The organism is Streptomyces sp. NPDC041940 (assembly GCF_055589465.1).
This window is the reverse complement of the sequence record NZ_JBVJBP010000006.1, coordinates 10,980-27,369: the sequence shown is the minus strand read 5'-3', so window position 1 is coordinate 27,369 and position 16,390 is coordinate 10,980. Positions and strand designations below refer to the sequence as shown.

11 protein-coding genes and 1 pseudogene are annotated in these 16,390 nt (G+C 73.2%); 7 read left to right on the top strand and 5 right to left on the bottom strand.

Features of this window, described 5'->3' with window-relative positions; genetic code table 11:
* Positions 1 to 148: 148 nt before the first annotated feature.
* Positions 149 to 2,305, bottom strand: a complete 2,157-nt coding sequence (locus ACZ6I3_RS12660) for a PP2C family protein-serine/threonine phosphatase (protein ID WP_469414552.1) — start codon at positions 2,303 to 2,305, stop codon at positions 149 to 151.
* A 220-nt stretch (positions 2,306 to 2,525) separates the two neighbouring features.
* Here ACZ6I3_RS12660 and ACZ6I3_RS12655 point away from each other — a divergent pair.
* Positions 2,526 to 3,149: pseudogene (locus ACZ6I3_RS12655) on the top strand (response regulator transcription factor); the annotation flags it as partial.
* On the opposite strand, the gene ACZ6I3_RS12650 reads toward ACZ6I3_RS12655, so the two are convergent.
* The 4 genes from ACZ6I3_RS12650 to lanKC all read right to left on the bottom strand — a co-directional run bounded on the left by ACZ6I3_RS12650 (position 3,072) and on the right by lanKC (position 9,640).
* On the bottom strand, positions 3,072 to 4,994 hold the full coding sequence (locus ACZ6I3_RS12650; protein WP_469414120.1) for an ATP-binding cassette domain-containing protein: 1,923 nt from the start codon (positions 4,992 to 4,994) through the stop codon (positions 3,072 to 3,074). The pseudogene ACZ6I3_RS12655 and the gene ACZ6I3_RS12650 overlap by 78 nt on opposite strands.
* Positions 4,991 to 6,748, bottom strand: a complete 1,758-nt coding sequence (locus ACZ6I3_RS12645; RefSeq protein ID WP_469414119.1) for an ABC transporter ATP-binding protein — start codon at positions 6,746 to 6,748, stop codon at positions 4,991 to 4,993. The genes ACZ6I3_RS12650 and ACZ6I3_RS12645 overlap by 4 nt, the downstream gene beginning before the upstream one ends.
* Positions 6,749 to 6,833: 85 nt before the next feature.
* A complete protein-coding gene (locus ACZ6I3_RS12640; RefSeq protein ID WP_010040504.1) occupies positions 6,834 to 6,950 on the bottom strand; it encodes a SapB/AmfS family lanthipeptide in 117 nt (38 codons plus the stop codon).
* Positions 6,951 to 7,033: 83 nt separating this feature from the next.
* Entirely contained in the window at positions 7,034 to 9,640 is a 2,607-nt protein-coding gene (lanKC, locus tag ACZ6I3_RS12635; protein ID WP_469414117.1) for a class III lanthionine synthetase LanKC, read from the bottom strand.
* A gap of 186 nt (positions 9,641 to 9,826) precedes the next feature.
* Between lanKC and ACZ6I3_RS12630 the strand changes: the two genes are divergently transcribed.
* From ACZ6I3_RS12630 to ACZ6I3_RS12605, 6 genes are all read left to right on the top strand, one after another.
* Entirely contained in the window at positions 9,827 to 12,286 is a 2,460-nt protein-coding gene (locus ACZ6I3_RS12630; protein ID WP_469414115.1) for a SpoIIE family protein phosphatase, read from the top strand.
* A 74-nt stretch (positions 12,287 to 12,360) separates the two neighbouring features.
* Entirely contained in the window at positions 12,361 to 12,543 is a 183-nt protein-coding gene (locus tag ACZ6I3_RS12625) for a hypothetical protein (protein WP_215124619.1), read from the top strand.
* A 104-nt stretch (positions 12,544 to 12,647) separates the two neighbouring features.
* Positions 12,648 to 13,715 (top strand): glucose-1-phosphate thymidylyltransferase, encoded by a 1,068-nt coding sequence (locus ACZ6I3_RS12620; protein ID WP_469414113.1) that lies wholly within the window; start codon positions 12,648 to 12,650, stop codon positions 13,713 to 13,715.
* Positions 13,712 to 14,692 (top strand): dTDP-glucose 4,6-dehydratase, encoded by a 981-nt coding sequence (rfbB, locus tag ACZ6I3_RS12615; protein ID WP_469414111.1) that lies wholly within the window; start codon positions 13,712 to 13,714, stop codon positions 14,690 to 14,692. The genes ACZ6I3_RS12620 and rfbB overlap by 4 nt, the downstream gene beginning before the upstream one ends.
* Positions 14,689 to 15,567: a dTDP-4-dehydrorhamnose reductase gene (rfbD, locus tag ACZ6I3_RS12610; RefSeq protein ID WP_469414110.1), complete on the top strand. Its 879-nt coding sequence runs from the start codon at positions 14,689 to 14,691 to the stop codon at positions 15,565 to 15,567. The genes rfbB and rfbD overlap by 4 nt, the downstream gene beginning before the upstream one ends.
* Complete coding sequence (locus ACZ6I3_RS12605) at positions 15,564 to 16,367, top strand: class I SAM-dependent methyltransferase (RefSeq protein ID WP_469414108.1); 804 nt, start codon at positions 15,564 to 15,566, stop codon at positions 16,365 to 16,367. Before rfbD ends, ACZ6I3_RS12605 begins: the two co-directional genes overlap by 4 nt.
* Positions 16,368 to 16,390 lie beyond the last annotated feature (23 nt).

Below are 16,390 nucleotides of genomic sequence, written 5' to 3'. Positions count from 1 at the left end.
CCGGTCCGACGATGCCGCCCCGGTCCCGCCCCCTTCCTGGCGGGACCGGGTCGGCCCACCGGCACATTCGAGCACCGTACGGCGGTGCACCGGGCCGGTCCTCGTGCGGGGGGACCGGCCCGTCCGTGTATGCCGTGCCCCGCCTGCCCTACCCGACGGCCCTCAGCAGCAACAGCGCGATGTCGTCGAGCCGTTCCTCCCCGTCCCGATGGTGCCGCTCCTGATGAATGAGACTGTCGGCCAGCTCGTCCAGCGGCTGGTCCCCGGCGTCGGCCAGGCGCCGGCCCAGGTCCGCGAGGGCCTCCTCGAAGTCCGTGCCGGGGGACTCGACCAGCCCGTCGGTGTAGAGGACGAGCAGCGAGCCGGGGGTGAGGGCGACCTCCGTCGTCGGGTACACCGCCGAGGCGTCGATCCCCAGCAGCGGCCCCCCGGCCAGGTCCAGGACGCGCACCCGCCCGTCCGGCCGTCTCAGCAGCGGCGGCGGATGACCCGCCCGGGACATCACGGCCCGGCCGTGCGCCGGGTCGAGCCGCAGGTACAGACAGCTGGCGAACAGGTCGGAACCCAGGTCGAGCAGCAGCCGGTTGGTGCTGCGCATGACCTCCTCGGGCGCCTGGCCCACGGCCGTGTACGCGCGCACCGCGGTGCGGACCTGCCCCATCAGCCCGGCCGCCGTGACGTTGTGGCCCTGCACATCCCCGATCACCGCCGCCGCCGTCCCCTGAGTGCCCACCAGGTCGTAGAAGTCGCCGCCGATGTCCATGCCCTGAGTGGCCGGCACATAGCGGCCGGCCGCCTCGATACCCGGCAGCGACGGCAGCGAGTGCGGCAGCAGCGCCTCCTGGAGGCCGTGCGCGAGCCGGTGCTTGGCGTCGTAGAGCAGTGCCCGCTCCAGCGCCTGGGCGATCAGCCCGGCCAGGCTGGTCAGCACCGCCCGCTCCTCCGTCGGGAAGGGGTGCGGCTCGGTGAAGGAGAGCACGCACGTCCCCACCGGCCGTCCCTGCGCGATGAGCGGCAGATAGGCCCACGCCGCGAACCCGTCGGGGGTGGCGAGTCGCGCCGGGTAGAGGCGCTCCAGCTGTTCCCGCGACTCGAAGAACGCGGGCACGCCCGTCCGCAGCACCTTCGTGCCGGGCATCGGCTCGGTGAGCGGCATCCCGTCGAACTGTTCCACCGTGTGCGCGTCCCGGTACCCGCGATGTCCGAGCACGCGCAGCCGGTTCGCCTGCGAGCCCAGCACGACCAGGGCCTGACTGCCCACGGTCGGGGCGATCTCGTCCGCGACCAGCTGCACCACGTCCTGCACCCCGACCGCCTCGGTGAGCGCGCCGGCCAGGTTCAGCACCTGGGAGATGGTGACCAGCCGGGACGGCGTCCCGTCGGGCGAGGGCGCGGCGCGGTTCATCTCCGACACGGCCCGCGACCTGGTGATCCGGACGCTGAGGCCCGTCGTGCTCGGATACAGCCGGAACGACAGCCACTCGCCGGGCGGGCGCAGCGCCACGAACGACGTGGTGTGCTGGCTCAGCAGCGCGGCCCGGTAACGGTCCTCGTACACGGGGTCGTTGAGCCACGGCACCGACGCCCACAGCTGGGTGCCGAGCAGCCGGCTGACCGGGACGTTCAGCAGCTCGGCCGCCGCCGCGTTGACGAAGCCGACCCGCCCGTGCAGATCCAGCGAGACCAGCCCGTACGGCAGCCGGCTCACCATCCGGGCCGCCTCGACCGTGCCGAGCGTGCCGGCGATCCCGCTCACCAGGGGCGAGGCGAGCACGTCGGTCTCGGGGTGCGGCGGGATGCTGTGCTCGGCCGCCCGCTCCAGCCGGACCGCGAGCCGGCCGCAGGCCGCCGTCAGATGCTCACGCTCATGGTCGGAGAGCTCCGGCGGGTGCGAGCCCGGCCAGGTCACGAACACCGCGCCGTGGACGGTGGACTCGGTGGCCACCGGCACCGCGGCCAGAGCGAACGGATAGGGGAGCACCACGGCGATCCGCGGATAGTGGCGGGCCATCTCCTCCTCGCCGCCGACCCAGACCAGCCGCCGCTCGCGCGCCGCGTCGGCGACCGGGATCGGCGCGCTCAGCGCCACCCGCTCCCAGGGCGCCGCGAACGCCCGGGGCAGCCCGGCCATCACCGCCATCTCCAGCACCGGCTGATCCGCCGCCATGAGGTACACCGCGCCGGAATGGGCGTGCACCTCGTCCATCATCGAGGCCAGCGCCAGGGACAGCAGGGGACGGCCGACGGGCGTCCTGGCGGCTGCCGGCGCCTGTGCGGACGACTGCCCGTCGGACACGCCGACCACCTCCTCGCACGGCCGCGCGACCGGGCTCAGGAACAAATCTCCACCCTGGCGGCCCGTCGCGCACGACGAGCGGCACCGGGACGGCCCTACGGTTACCGTCGGTTACAGTCTTGCGGCTCCGTCAAAGAATTCCGCGTACCCCGACCGCCGTGTCCCATGCCGCCGAAGTCGAAGCGCGACCGGGCGTACGGGCGCCGCGCGTGCGCCCCCACGCCCCTTGATGGCCGGATCTTCGCGCCCACGCAGGGTCACCATCACGAACAATGGAACAGACGCTCAACACGACGAGGGGGGCGTACGGCGAGCCGAGGGGGTGGCAGTGATCCGGGTGCTGTTGGTGCATGACGAGTGTCTGGTGCGATCGGTACTGGCGGAGTGGCTGCGGGGAGAGCCTGACCTGGCGGTGCACGACACGCCGTGGCGCGGCGCCTCGGGCCTGGTGCGGTCCGTGCGCCCGGACGTCTGTGCGGCCGACCTGGAGTGCGCGGACTCCTACGGCATCCCCCCACTGGGCGACCTGTGCCGGCCGGGCCCGGACCGGGCCCGCCCCCGATTACTCGTCCTCTCCACCGCGAACCGGCCCGGACTGCTGAAACGGGCGGTCGAGGCGGGCGCGCTCGGCTACGTCGACAAGGAGCGCTCGCCGCAGAACCTGCTGCGCGGAATCCGCCGCGTTGCTGAGGGGGAACGTTTCGTCAACGACTCACTGGGCTTCGGATTCCTCAAGGCCGCCGAGATGCCGCTCACCCGAAGAGAGCTGAGCGTGTTAACCCTCGCGGCCGAGGGAGCCTCCATCGCGGAGATCGCCGGGAGTCTGCACCTGTCCCACGGGACCGTGCGCAACTACATGGCGGCCATCACCCGCAAGACCGGGGCCCGCAACCGCATCGACGCCATACGCATCTCGCAGGGACAGGGCTGGCTCTGACCGCCGCCGGGACGGACCGGGCGCCCAGCTGCCTACGAGGTCGCGGTAGAGCGCCGAGGTCCGCAGCAGTTCCTCGTGGCCGCCGTACGCCGTGCTCCTGCCGTCCATGACCAGCACCCGGCCGGCGCGGCGGGCCGAGCTGATGCGGTGGGCGACGACCACCAGGGTCCCGCCCGGCCGCGCGGCGAAGGCCCGCTCCGCGCGCTCCTCCGTCTCCGGATCGAGGTGACAGGTCGCCTCGTCGAGCAGGGCGAGCGGCGCGTACGACAGATAGGCCCTGGTCAGCGCGATCAGCTGGCGTTCGCCTGCCGACAGGGCCGCCGGGTCGACCCGCGCGCCGAGACCGCCGAGCCGGCCGGCCAGCGGGGCGAGGCCGACCGCCTCCGCCGCGGCCAGCAGTTCCTCCTCGGGCACCGGGTCCGGCCGCAGGTAGGCGAGGTTCTCGGCCAGGGTGGCGTCGAAGACGTACGCCTCCTGCGGGATGAGCACGCGCGCGGCGGCCGCCTCCGGTCCGGGCACGGTGTGTCCGCCCACCGTGATCGTCCCCTGGTCCGGCGTGAGGAGCCCGGCGACCAGGGCGGTGAGTGTGGACTTGCCGGTGCCGCTGGGGCCGACGACGGCCAGGTGCCCGCCGGCCGGAAGGGTGAGGTCGAGGTCCTGGATCACGGGGGCGCTGGCGGGGCCGTAGGCGAAGGTGGCGGAGGTGAGGGAGAAGGCCGGGGGCGTGCCCTCGGTGGGTTCCGGCGCGGGGAGTCCGGGGTCCGGCTTCTCCGTGGGCCTGTCGGTGTCCGTCCGGGCCAGCCTGCGCAGCACCACCGTCAGCCGGGAGCCGCTCGTGCCCAGCCCGTGGACCAGGTTGCGCAGGGCGGGCAGCAGGGACTGGGTGACGTAGGCGAGGGCACCGACCAGGGCGCCGGTGGTGACGCCGTGGGCCAGGAGCCACGGGGCGGCGACGAGCAGCAGCACGATCGGCAACTGGCCACCGATCGCCAGGGACGCCACGCGCAGCACACCCCAGTGCGCCAGGGCACGCGCCGCGCGCAGTTCCGCCTCGACCCGTTCGCCGGCGCCGGCGGCGATGTGCGCCTCCGCGCCGGTCGCGGTGATGTCCCGCAGGCCCGGGCAGACGGCGCCCAGCTCACCGGCGAGCGCCTCGTCGGCGACGAGGAACGTCTCCTGCCGCCGGGCGAGCGGCCGCAGTGTCGCCGCGAACAGTGCCACTCCGGCGACGAGGGGCGGCCCGACGACGAGCAGCAGGGGCGGGGCGAGGGCGAACAGGCCGGCCAGGGCACCGGCGGCGGTGAACACGAAGGAGCGGGAGACCATCACCAGCCCGGCGAAGGTGTCCCGGGCGATCTCCACCTGCTGGGTGAGCCCCGACAACGAGCCCGTGTCACCGGTCCGCACCCCGCGGGAGACGACCCGCTCCACGAGCCGGTCCCGGAGGGGTTCGACCAGCGCGGCGACGGCGGCGTACACCCGCGCGGTCCCCCACGCGCCGACGAGCACACCGAGCCCGGTCACCGCCAGCCAGATCAGCCCGACATCCGCCCGCCCGCGCAGGAACCCCTCGTCCAGGGCGCGGGCGGGACCGTAGCCGATGAGGAAGGTCTGCCCGGTCTCCAGCACGGACCAGGCGACCAGGCGGAACAGCACCCGGCGGCGGGCCAGCAGGAAGCGCAGGCCCCGGGCGGGGAGGCCGGTTCCGCCGGGTGATCCGCCGTCCTGGGACCCCGCGCGCTTACGGATCCGGCCCGTCATGCCGGCACACCTCCCTCCGCACTCGCACCCGTACTCGCCGGTTCCGTCCCCTCCCCGAACGCCGCCCGGTACGCCGCGAGCCGCCACAGTTCCTCGTGCCGCCCCACCGCGCGCACCCGCCCGTCGTCCAGCCAGGCCACCGCGTCGGCGGAGGCCGCCGTCGCGCTGCGGTGGGCGACCAGCAGCCGGGTGCCGCCCGGGCCGTCGCCGAGGAGGGCGTCGGTGATGTGGCGTTCCGTCACCGTGTCGAGGCTGGAGAGGGCGTCGTCGAGGATCAGCAGCCGACCGCCGTGGGCGAACGCCCTGGCGAGGCCGAGCCGTTGGGACTCGCCGCCGGAGCGCGGGGCGTCGGCGACGGCCGTGTCGTAGCCGTGGGGGAGGCGGCGGACGAAGTCGTCGGCGAGGGCCGTGCGGGCCGCCTCTCGGACGCGGGCGGGGGAGGGGTCCGGCAGGCCGAGGCCGATCGCCTGCCCGACCGTGCCGCCCAGGAGGGCCGGGCGGGCGAAGGCGTAGCCGACCGCGCGGCGCAGGTCGGCGTGGCGCAGGTCGCGCAGCGGCACCCCGTCGAGGAGCACCTCGCCCTCGTCCGGGTCGGCCAGCCGTCCGGCGAGGGCCGCCAGCAGCGACTTGCCCGCGCCGGACGGGCCGACCACGGCCAGCGTCGTGCCCCCCGGCACGACGAGGTCCACTCCGTCGAGCACGACGCGTCCGCCACGCCGGGCCGTCACACCGCGCAGCTCCAGCCGGCCGGGTCCGTCGGGCAGCCGTCGTACGCCGAACCCGGTCGCGGGCTCGGTCCGTACCTCTCCGAGACGCCGGGCCGCCGCCCGGGCCCGGGCCAGGCCCGCGAGCCGGCCGACCAGGACGCCGACGCCCGTCGCGAGCACCGCGTACCGCGAGGCGGCGAGGACGTCCCCCACCGAGAGCCGGTGCCGGGTGAGCAGCACACCGGCCACGGCGACGACCCCGAGGTGCAGCAGCGGTGCCACGGCGACCGCCTGCGCGGCGGCCCGCCCCTGCACCTGCCACATGCGGTGCCCGGCCCGGGACAGATCGGGCAGAGGGCGCAGCACACGGGCGGTCTCCTTGTCCTCCGTACCCGCCGCCCGGACCGTACGGACGCCTTCGACGGCCTCCGCCAGCGCGGCCGCGATCCGGCCCTGGGCCCGCTGGTACCGGGCCGCGCTCTCCGAGGTGCCACGGGAGACGGCACGCAGCAGAAGGGTGAGGACGGGGGCTCCGGCGAGGAAGACGGCCGCGAGCCACCAGTCGATCAGGCCGAGCGCGACCACGCCGCCGATCGGGCCGGCCAGCGCGGCCAGGAGTGCCGCCCGGGCCGAGGGCGTGGTCCCCGCCTCGGCCGCGTTGCCGACCAGACGGGCGACGAGGTCACCGGAGCCGAAGCGGTCGGCCGCCCGGGGGCCGACCCCCAGGACGTGTCCGGTCAGGGTGCGGCGCAGCCACGCGGTGGTACGGGCGTCGACGGTGCCGGTGAGGACGGTCTGCGCCGCGTCAAGCAGGGCGAGCAGCAGGACGAGGCCGGCGCAGCAGAGCACCCAGCGGGTCGCCGGAGCCTGCGCCAGCAGAAGATCGAGGGCCCGGCCGAGCGCGGCGGGCAGCAGCAGTCCGGCACCGGTCGCGGCGACGCTCACCAGGCACAGGGCCACACAGCGGGCCCCGCTGTGGCGGGTGGCCGTACGCAGCAGCGTGCGGGCCTGTCCGGCCGCCGGGTCGTCGTCACCACGCGGGGTCATAGGGGCCTTTCGCGGAACGGGTGGGGCCCCGGGCGGCCCTGTCCCCGAAGGGAGAAGGCCGCCCGGAGCCGTACCGCAGACGCGGTCAGAGACAGAGCAGAACGCTCGCGGCGCTGATGCAGGAGAGCAGGCTCACCGTGCTGGCGCCGCCGCCGTCGGTCCGCTCTTCCGACTCGATCGTCTGCAGGTCGAGAAGTGCCATGGTGTGTCCTTTCATCGGGTGTCCGTCCGTGTCATCCGTGGGGACGGGGTTGTGTCACGACTCCGCGGGATCGCGGAACCGCGTCATAGGGGCCGCCTGTTCGGCGGCGGGAGGAACGGCAGATGGGCGTCGGACGCCGGGTCGAGGGCCGCGCCGAGCGCCAGCAGGCACCCTGCCGTTCCGGTGGCGAGATCCATGGACAGCCGCATCATCTGGTGTCCGGGGAAGGCCAGTTGGCCCTGGTACGCCATCGCGAACCAGCCGAGTCCGGCGATCTGCCCGGCCAGCCGGTCCGCGGTCGCGTCCGGCGAGGTCGTGCGGCTGAGGTGCAGGATCATTCCGGCGCGGCCCTGGAAGAGCCCGGGCTGCGCGTAGAAGCGTGAGGTGGCGGCGGTCAGCACACCGGAGCGGGCCGGGGCGAACTCTTCGGCGAGGTCCGGGGCGTGCGCCACGAGGTCGTCGAGGACCATGCCGAGTCCCGCGCTGCCGTCGCCGAGGTAGGGCAGGGTCCGCCAGCCCTCGTCGACCTCCAGTGACCCGCCCTCGCGGGTCACGCAGGACTCCAGGTCCCGGCGCACGGCGATGGCTGCGGCCTCCAGCCATCCCGCCTTGCCGGTCCACTCGTACTGCCGCAGCATGAGCAGCGCGGGACCGCTCGCGCCCCGCAGCAGTCCGGCGCGCCGTTTGGGCGTGGCCGGGGGCGGCTCGGTGAGCCGCTGTACGAGGATCCGCGCGGCCTCGTCGGCCCGCTCGCGCAGCTCCGTCTCGCCGGTCGTCTCGGCCAGCCGGCCCAGGACGAGGCCCAGTCCGGCCAGTCCGCCGTGCAGGTCGGAGGAGAGGTTCTGCCACCGCTCCGCGAGGATGCCCTCGACCAGGTCCAGCGCCCGCTGCCGGTGCCCGAGCCGGTCCAGGACCAGGGCGACGCCCGCGAGCCCGTCGTACAGACCGAGCGGCGTGCCGACCGGAGCCGGTGCCGTCCGGGTGAGCAGCCAGCGCTCGCCCTCCTCGTACCGCTCGGCACCGGTCGCGTCCAGCGCGTACAGCACCCCGGCCGCGCCGTGGGCGAGCCCCAGCCCGCCGCCGTCGGAGAACTGGGCGACATCGCCCGGGAAGAGCCGGTCGTCGCGCTCCGGGGTGGCCGAGGCGAGGATCGCCTTGACCATCGAGTCGCGGCTGTACGGCCAGTCGCCGGGGTCCACCGGCGCGGACGGAGCGGCCACCGCACGGCCGGACACCTCCCGCGTGATCTCCGCGACCGCCTCGTCGAGGAACTCCCGCGGGACCTCGGGGAACTCGTGCGAGATCACCTCGGCCAGATGCGCCGCCTTGCCGCGGTCGACCACGAACAGCGTGGTCACGGGCAGGAACAGGGCCAGTCGCAGACAGGCCAGGGCGTAGCGGTCGACATCGGCGCCCCGGCGGTCCGGCGGCGCGAAGAAGCCCGGGTGGGCGACGACCTGGCGGCCGTTCTCCTCGGCCGGTGCCGCCGCCTCGAAGTCGAGGAGGAAGACCGACTCCTCGTCCGGCGCGACCATGATGTTGAAGACGTGCAGGTCGTTGAAGACGATGCCGCGGGCGTGCACCGCCGCCACGGCCTCCTCCACCTCGCGGTGGATGCGCAGCGCCCACGCCGTGTAGGCGGCGACGGCCCCCGCGTCGGGATCCTGGGCCAGCAGCGGATGCCGCTCGGCGAAGAACGAGTTGAGCGGGCGGCCCTCCAGGAAGTCCATCACCAGGAACCGGTGGCCGCCGAGCTCGAACCAGTCGCGCACCTCCGGGACCACGCCCGTGCCCGCGACCTGCTCCAGCGCCTGCTTCTCCCGCTCCAGCCGGGTGACGGCGTCGGCCCCGTCCGAGGCGAGCCCCGCGTGCGGCCGCCCCTCCTTGAGGACGACCTTGCGACCGTCACGGGTGTCGGTGCCGACGTACACACCGCCGCCGTTGGAGAAGTGCAGCGCCTTCTCGATGCGGTACGGCAGCTCGCCCGTCGTCGTGTTGTTCCGCGCGTCGAGATGCGACTGGAGGAACGCGGGCAGCGTCACCCACTCCGGCACCTGGAACGACGGCGTCCGCCGGTCCGGCACCAGCTGCCCCGCGCCGTCGCGCACCGCCGGCACCAGCGAGCCCCGCTCGTCCACGACGAACGAGCGCGCGAAGGCGCCGTAGCGGACGTACAGCGGACCCTCGCCCCAGCGCAGATCGGTGAGGATGTACGGCCCCTCGAACCCCTCCAGCAGCGCGCCCAGCTCGCGCAGCACCTCGTGCAGCTGCTCCTCGTCGGCCGGATAGACGGTGACGAACTTGCCGCTGCCGTCGCGGGGCGCGTACTTGGTGTTGCGCAGGTGCAGCAGGTGCGGTCCGGGCACGAACTTGAAGGGGACGCGCCGCTCGACGCAGTAGTCCCAGACGATCCCGGCGATCTTCTCCGCGTTCGCCCGGGTCGCCGAGGCGTGGATCTTCCAGCCCTGCGCGGGACCCTGGAGCGGCTCGCCGTCCGGACCGGGCGGCGTCATCGTCAGCCAGTCGCCGATCCGCGCCGTCTCCCACCCCTCGGGCACGGGCCGGCGGGCCGTCTCGTAGAGGTGCGTGGCCGCCCCCTGCGAGGCCTCCTGCCCGCCTCGCGCCAGCCGGTCCGGTGTCTCGTAGAAGTGCCGGTCGGCCAGCGCGTACACCTCGTACCGCTTGTCCATGCGTCCCCCTCCGTGATCGGCACCGAGCTTTCCAGCCACGCGCCGGGCCGGGACAGTCACGGCTGTCACGAGAACGGCGTGCGGAACGCATAGGTAAAGACCTGTTCGGTTCCGTTCGAGCGGACGCGTCGGTGCTGGTCCACGGAACGCCCATAGGGGCTGCGCGGGTGTCGCATAAGCGCTGTAATGGCCAACGTGGTCAGTGAGGGCACCCGAGAACCCCAAGAACGCAGAACGCGGATGCTGCGTGCCGAAGGTGCCCTCAAAGCGATCGCCGTCGATCAGGAATCGCCAGAACGAGTGCACCGTGTCCTCGAACAGGCACTCGTCTTCGCTGGCGCCGCGTTCGCCGCCCTGTACACCCCCGGCCAGGACGGCGAGCTGCTGCGCCTGGTGGAGTCGGCCGGGGTGCCGAGGACGCTGTACGGACTGCGCGACAGCTATCCGCGCACCGGGCGGTCCCCGGTCGCCGAGGCCCACCGCGGCGGACGCCCCGTCTCGCTGGGCCCCGCGGAACTCGCCGAGCACGTCCAGGCCCGCCGCGTGCCGTCCCGGGACTTCTTCCTGACCGCCCTGCCCGTCCAGGGGGACGGCGGCGGCTGTCTCCTCGCCGTGTGCGAGCGCCCCGGCGGATTCGACGCCGACGACCGCGAGTGCCTGCACCTCATCTCCGAGGCGGTCGCCTTCCCCGCCCCGGCCGCGCCCGCCGAGGGCGGTGAGCTGCCGCCCGGCGCGTTCAGCCTCGCCATGGACACCGGCCGCGTCCGGGCCGGCGACGACCTGCTGGACCTGTTCGGCCTGGACCCCGTGGAGTTCGACGGCCGGGTCGAGACCCTGCTCGGCCTGACCGTGCCGGAGGACCTGCCCTCACTGATGTCCGTGGTGGAGGCCGACCACCTGTCCATCGGCGACCGGGAGCTGGAGTTCCGGGTGCTCCAGCCCACCGGACCGCCGAAGTGGCTCCGGCTGCGCGGGCGCCTGCTGCCCGGCGGCGTGGGCCACTCCGCGCGGCTCGTGGGCACCGTCGACGACGCCTCCACGCTGCGCTCCGACGTCACCGACGTGGCCCGCGTCCAGCGCCTGGCCACCGCGCTGGCCACCGCCGTCACCGTCCGCGACGTCGGCGAGGCCGTCGTCGCCGCCCTGCGCCGGCCGCTCAGAGCCGACCGCATCGCGCTCGCCGAGCTGGAGAGCGAGCGGCTCGTCGTCACCGTCCTGGACCCGCCCGAACCCGAGTCCTGGCCCGAGCTGTGGCGCCGGGAGTGGCGTACCGAATGGCCCGACGCGCCCGTACGCGCCATGCCCACCCTCGCCGCCGCCCTGCGCGAGGGCCGCGCCCGGATCTGGCCCGCCGGCAGCGCCCTGGAACGCGGCCTGGCCGAGGTCGGCCCCGGCGGCCTCGCCGTCCTGCCGCTGCCCGCCGGGAACCGCATGGCCGGGGCCTGCCTGATCGGCTGGGACACGCCGCACGACTTCGGCTCCGACGAACGCGCCCTGCTCACCGCCTGCGCCGGCCTCGCCGGACAGGCCCTGATGCGGGCCCGCGCCTTCGACGCCGAACACGAACTCGTCGGCATGCTCCAGCGCCAGCTGCTGCCCCGCCGCCTGCCCCGGCTGCCGGGCGCCGAGGCCGTCGCCCGCTATCTGCCCAGCACGGCGGGGCTGGAGCTGGGCGGCGACTGGTACGACGTCATCCCGCTGCCCGACCACCACGTCGCCCTCGTCATCGGCGACGTCCAGGGCCACAGCGCGGGCGCCGCCACCCTCATGGGCCAGATGCGCACCGCCCTGCGCGCCTACGCCGTCGAAGGGCACACGCCGGACGTGGTGGTCTCCCACGCCAACCGGCTGCTCATGGACATGGAGACCGACCTCTTCGCCACCTGCGCCTACGTCGACATCGATCTGGAGGAGGGCTCCGCCTGGTGCGTGCGCGCAGGGCACCTGCCGCCGGTGCTGCGCTACCCGGACGGCACGACCGAGATCGCGGAGGCCGAGGGCGGCCCGCCCCTCGGGGTGATCACCCAGGCCGACTTCCCCATGAGCCCGCTCCGCCTCCCACCCGGCACCCTGATCGCCCTGGTCACGGACGGACTCGTCGAGACGCCCGACTCCGACATCGACGAGGGCATGGACCGCCTCGCCGCCGAGCTGGCCGCGTCCGCCCCCGTCGATCCGGGGCTCGTCGCCGACGCCCTCCTCGGCAGCGCCCAGCGCAGCGACGACGTCGCCGTGCTCCTCCTGCGCTACGACGGCATGGACCTGCGCCCGCTGCGGGAGAGCTGGACGGTCTGGCGCGTGCCGCAGGCGGTCGGGCACGCCCGCCGCTTCGCCCGGCGCACCCTGCGCTCCTGGAGCGTCACCGAGGACTTCGACGCCGCCCTCCTCATCGTCTCCGAACTCGTCACCAACGCACTCGTCCACACCGACGGCCAGGTCCGCATGGACCTCACGCTCGTCAACAACCGCCTGCGCATCGCCGTCGCCGACGCCTCACCCCGCTCCCCGGTCAGACCGACCAGCATCGGCTGGGAGGCCACCGGCGGCCGGGGCGTCCTCCTCGTCGAGGCGCTCGCGGCGACCTGGGGCACACTGCCGGTCAGCGGCGGCAAGCAGGTGTGGGCGGAGCTGACGCTGGGGCGCTGAACACCGGCGCGCGTTTGTTCGGTTTATCTCGGGTTACTCGAACAGCAGCGGACCCAGAAGGAAGATGATGAGTCGTGACGTCCATGATCCTGAGTGAGAAGCCCGCCGTCCGTCGGCCGGAGACCGGCTGGTCGAAGGCGCGCCGTCTGCGCGGCAAGGCCGCGCTGCGGACCTGCCTCCCCGCCGTCGAGGACCGGGCCACTCCCGGAATCACCAACTCCGGGTCGGAGTGGAACATCGTCAGGGGTGAGGACTGACCGCTCCCCGGAAGGCCGCGCGGTGACGATCCGAGTAACTCCGCGCATCGGCAACCAAAAGAAGTGATGTTCACATCCGCCGGATCACGACTAAGGTGAACCGAATGAAGGCTCTCGTGCTGTCCGGCGGCGCAGGAACAAGACTGAGGCCGATCACACACACGTCGGCCAAGCAACTGGTGCCAGTGGCCAACAAGGCTGTGCTCTTCTACGGGTTGGAGTCGATCGCCGAGGCCGGCATCACCGACGTGGGAATGATCGTCGGGGACACGGCCGCCGAGATCGAGGAAGCGGTGGGTGACGGGTCGAAGTTCGGCCTGAAGGTCACCTACATCCCCCAGGAGCGGCCCCTCGGGCTGGCCCACGCGGTGCTGATCGCCCAGGACTTTCTCGGCGACGACGACTTCGTGATGTACCTCGGCGACAACTTCATCGTCGGCGGCATCACCGACCTCGTCGAGGAGTTCCGCGACAGTCGGCCCGACGCCCAGATCCTGCTCACGCGCGTGGCCGACCCACGCGCCTTCGGTGTCGCCGAACTCGACCCGTCCGGCCAGGTGATCGGCCTGGAGGAGAAACCCGACCGGCCCAAGAGCGATCTCGCCCTGGTCGGCGTCTATCTGTTCACGCCCGTGATCCACGAGGCCGTGCGCGCCATCGAACCGTCCTGGCGCGGCGAACTGGAGATCACCCACGCCATCCAGCACCTGATCGACTCCCGCGCCGACGTGCGCTCCACGGTCATCAAGGGCTACTGGAAGGACACCGGCAACGTCGGCGACATGCTCGAGGTGAACCGCACGGTCCTCGAAGCCATGGAGCGCCGCATCGACGGCACGGTGGACGACGCCTCGCAGACCATCGGGCGGGTGGTCGTGGAAGAGGGCGCCCGGATCGTCAACTCCCGCATCGTCGGACCCGTCGTCATCGGGGCGGGAACCCTCGTCAGCGACTCCTACGTCGGCCCCTTCACCTCGATCGCGGAGAACTGCCGGATCACCGACAGCGAACTGGAATTCTCGATCGTGCTGCGGGACTCCTCGATCCAGGGCGTCGGCCGGATCGAGTCCTCGCTGATCGGCCGGCATGTCGAGGTGACCCCGGCCCCCAGCGTCCCCAGCGCCCACCGACTCGTCCTCGGAGACCACAGCAAGGTGCAGATCACTTCATGAACCTCCTCGTCACCGGTGCCGCCGGGTTCATCGGCTCCCGCTACGTCCGTGCGCTGCTCGCCTCGGACGCGCCCGACGCGCCGCGCATCACCGTGCTGGACAAGCTCACCTACGCCGGCACCCTCGACAACCTCGAACTGACCCACCCCCGGCTGGAGTTCGTCCAGGGCGACATCTGCGACGCCGAACTCGTCGACAAGCTGACGGCCGGCGCAGACCAGGTCGTGCACTTCGCCGCCGAGTCGCATGTGGACCGCTCCATCACCGGCGCCGCCGACTTCGTCCGTACCAACGTGCTCGGCACCCAGACCCTGCTGGACGCCGCCCTGCGCTACGACGTGGGCCCGTTCGTGCACGTCTCCACCGACGAGGTCTACGGCTCCATCGAGTCCGGGTCGTGGCCGGAGGACCACCCGCTGCAGCCGAACTCGCCGTACTCGGCCTCCAAGGCATCCTCCGACCTGCTCGCCCTCGCCTACCACCGCACCCACGGCCTGGACGTGCGCGTCACCCGCTGCTCCAACAACTACGGCCCGCACCAGTTCCCCGAGAAGGTCATCCCGCTGTTCGTCACCAACCTCCTCGACGGCGGGACGGTGCCCCTGTACGGCGAGGGCCGCAACGTCCGTGACTGGCTGCACGTCGACGACCACTGCCAGGGCGTCGACCTCGTCCGCACCCAGGGCAGGCCCGGCGAGGTCTACAACATCGGCGGCGGCACCGAACTCACCAACAAGGAACTCACCGGCCTGCTCCTTCAGTCCTGCGGCGCGGACTGGGACCGGGTGGAGTACGTCGAGGACCGCAAGGGCCACGACCTGCGCTACTCCGTCGACTGGTCCAAGGCCCGCGACGAACTCGGCTACCGCCCCGCCCACGACTTCACCACCGGCCTCGCCGAGACCGTCGCCTGGTACCGCGACAACCGTGCCTGGTGGGAGCCCCTGAAGCGGCGCGTCGCCCAGGAGCGCGCATGAGGTGGCTGATCACCGGAGCGGGCGGCATGCTCGGCCACGACGTCGTCGACGAACTCACCCGGCGCGGCGAGGACGTGGTGGGCCTGGACCGCTCCGCCCTGGACATCACACGCCCCGAGGCCGTCGACACGGCCGTACGGGAGCACCGCCCCGACCTCGTCGTGAACTGCGCCGCGTACACGGCCGTCGACGACGCCGAGACCGACGAGGCCCGCGCCCTGGAGATCAACGGCGACGGACCGCGCCTGCTGGCCCGCGCCTGCGCGGCGCACGACGCCCGGCTGATCCACCTCTCCACGGACTACGTCTTCTCCGGCGAAGCCCGCACGGCCCCCTACCCGGAGGACCATCCGACGGGCCCGCGCACCGCCTACGGCCGCACCAAGCTGGCAGGCGAGCGGGCCGTGCTGGAGGAACTCCCCGGGGCGAGCGCGGTCGTGCGCACGGCTTGGCTCTACGGGGTCCACGGCACCAACTTCGTGCGGACCATGATCGGTCTCGAAGCCCGCCGCGACACCCTCGACGTCGTCGACGACCAGCGCGGGCAACCCACCTGGAGCGCGGACGTCGCCGAGCGGATCGCCGACCTCGGACCCCGGCTCGGCCCCGACGCGCACGGCGTCTTCCACGCCACCGACGCCGGCGAGGCCACCTGGTACGAGCTGGCCCGCGAGGTGTTCTCCCTGCTCGGCGCCGACCCGGACCGGGTGCGCCCCACCAGCAGCGCGGCCTTCCCCCGGCCCGCGCCCCGCCCGGCGTACAGCGCCCTCGCACACGACCGGTGGCAGGAGATCGGCCTGCCCCCGCCGCGTGAGTGGCGCTCCGCCCTGCACGAAGCTCTGCCCCGCATCCGCAAGGAAGGTCCCACTCCGTGAAACGCCATGAGTTCCTCCGGGGACTGCACAAGGTCAGCGCCAATCGCAACTACCTGGAGATCGGCGTCAACGACGGCCGCAGCCTGCGTCTGTCCCGCGTCCCCAGCATCGCGATCGACCCCGCCTTCAAGGTGGTCTCGGAGCTGAAGTGCGACGTCCACCTGGTGAAGGCCACCAGTGACGACTTCTTCGCCCGCGACAACCCCCTCCAGCACCTCAAGGGCGGCCGTCACCCGCTGCGCAACCTGCGCCGCGGCCGCAGCCCCATCGGCTACTGGCGCCGCACCACGCTGGATCTGTCGTTCATCGACGGCATGCACATCTTCGAGTACGCCCTGCGCGACTTCATGAACGTCGAGAAGCACTCCGACTGGTCCAGCGTGATCGTCTTCGACGACATGCTGCCGCGCAGCGTCGACGAGGCGGCCCGGGACCGGCACACCAACGCCTGGACCGGCGACGTCTACAAGATCACCGAGGTGCTGGCGCGCTACCGCCCCGACCTGGTCACGGTCCAGGTGGACACCGCGCCCACCGGCCAGCTCGTCGTCTTCGGCGCCGACCCGAACAACCGGGTCCTGCACGACAAGTACGACGAGATCATGGCCGAGTACAAGGTGCCCGACCCGCAGAAGGTCCCCGAGGCGATCCTCGAACGGGCCGGCGCGGTACGCCCCGAGACCCTCCTGGAAGCGGGCTTCTGGGGGCCCCTCACCCAGGCCCGCAACCGCGGCCTGCCCCGCCGCATCGGCTGGGAGCCCCTGCGCAAGTCCCTGGAACAGGTGGGCGTCAGCCGCTGAACGACGACGACGCCGGCCGCCGC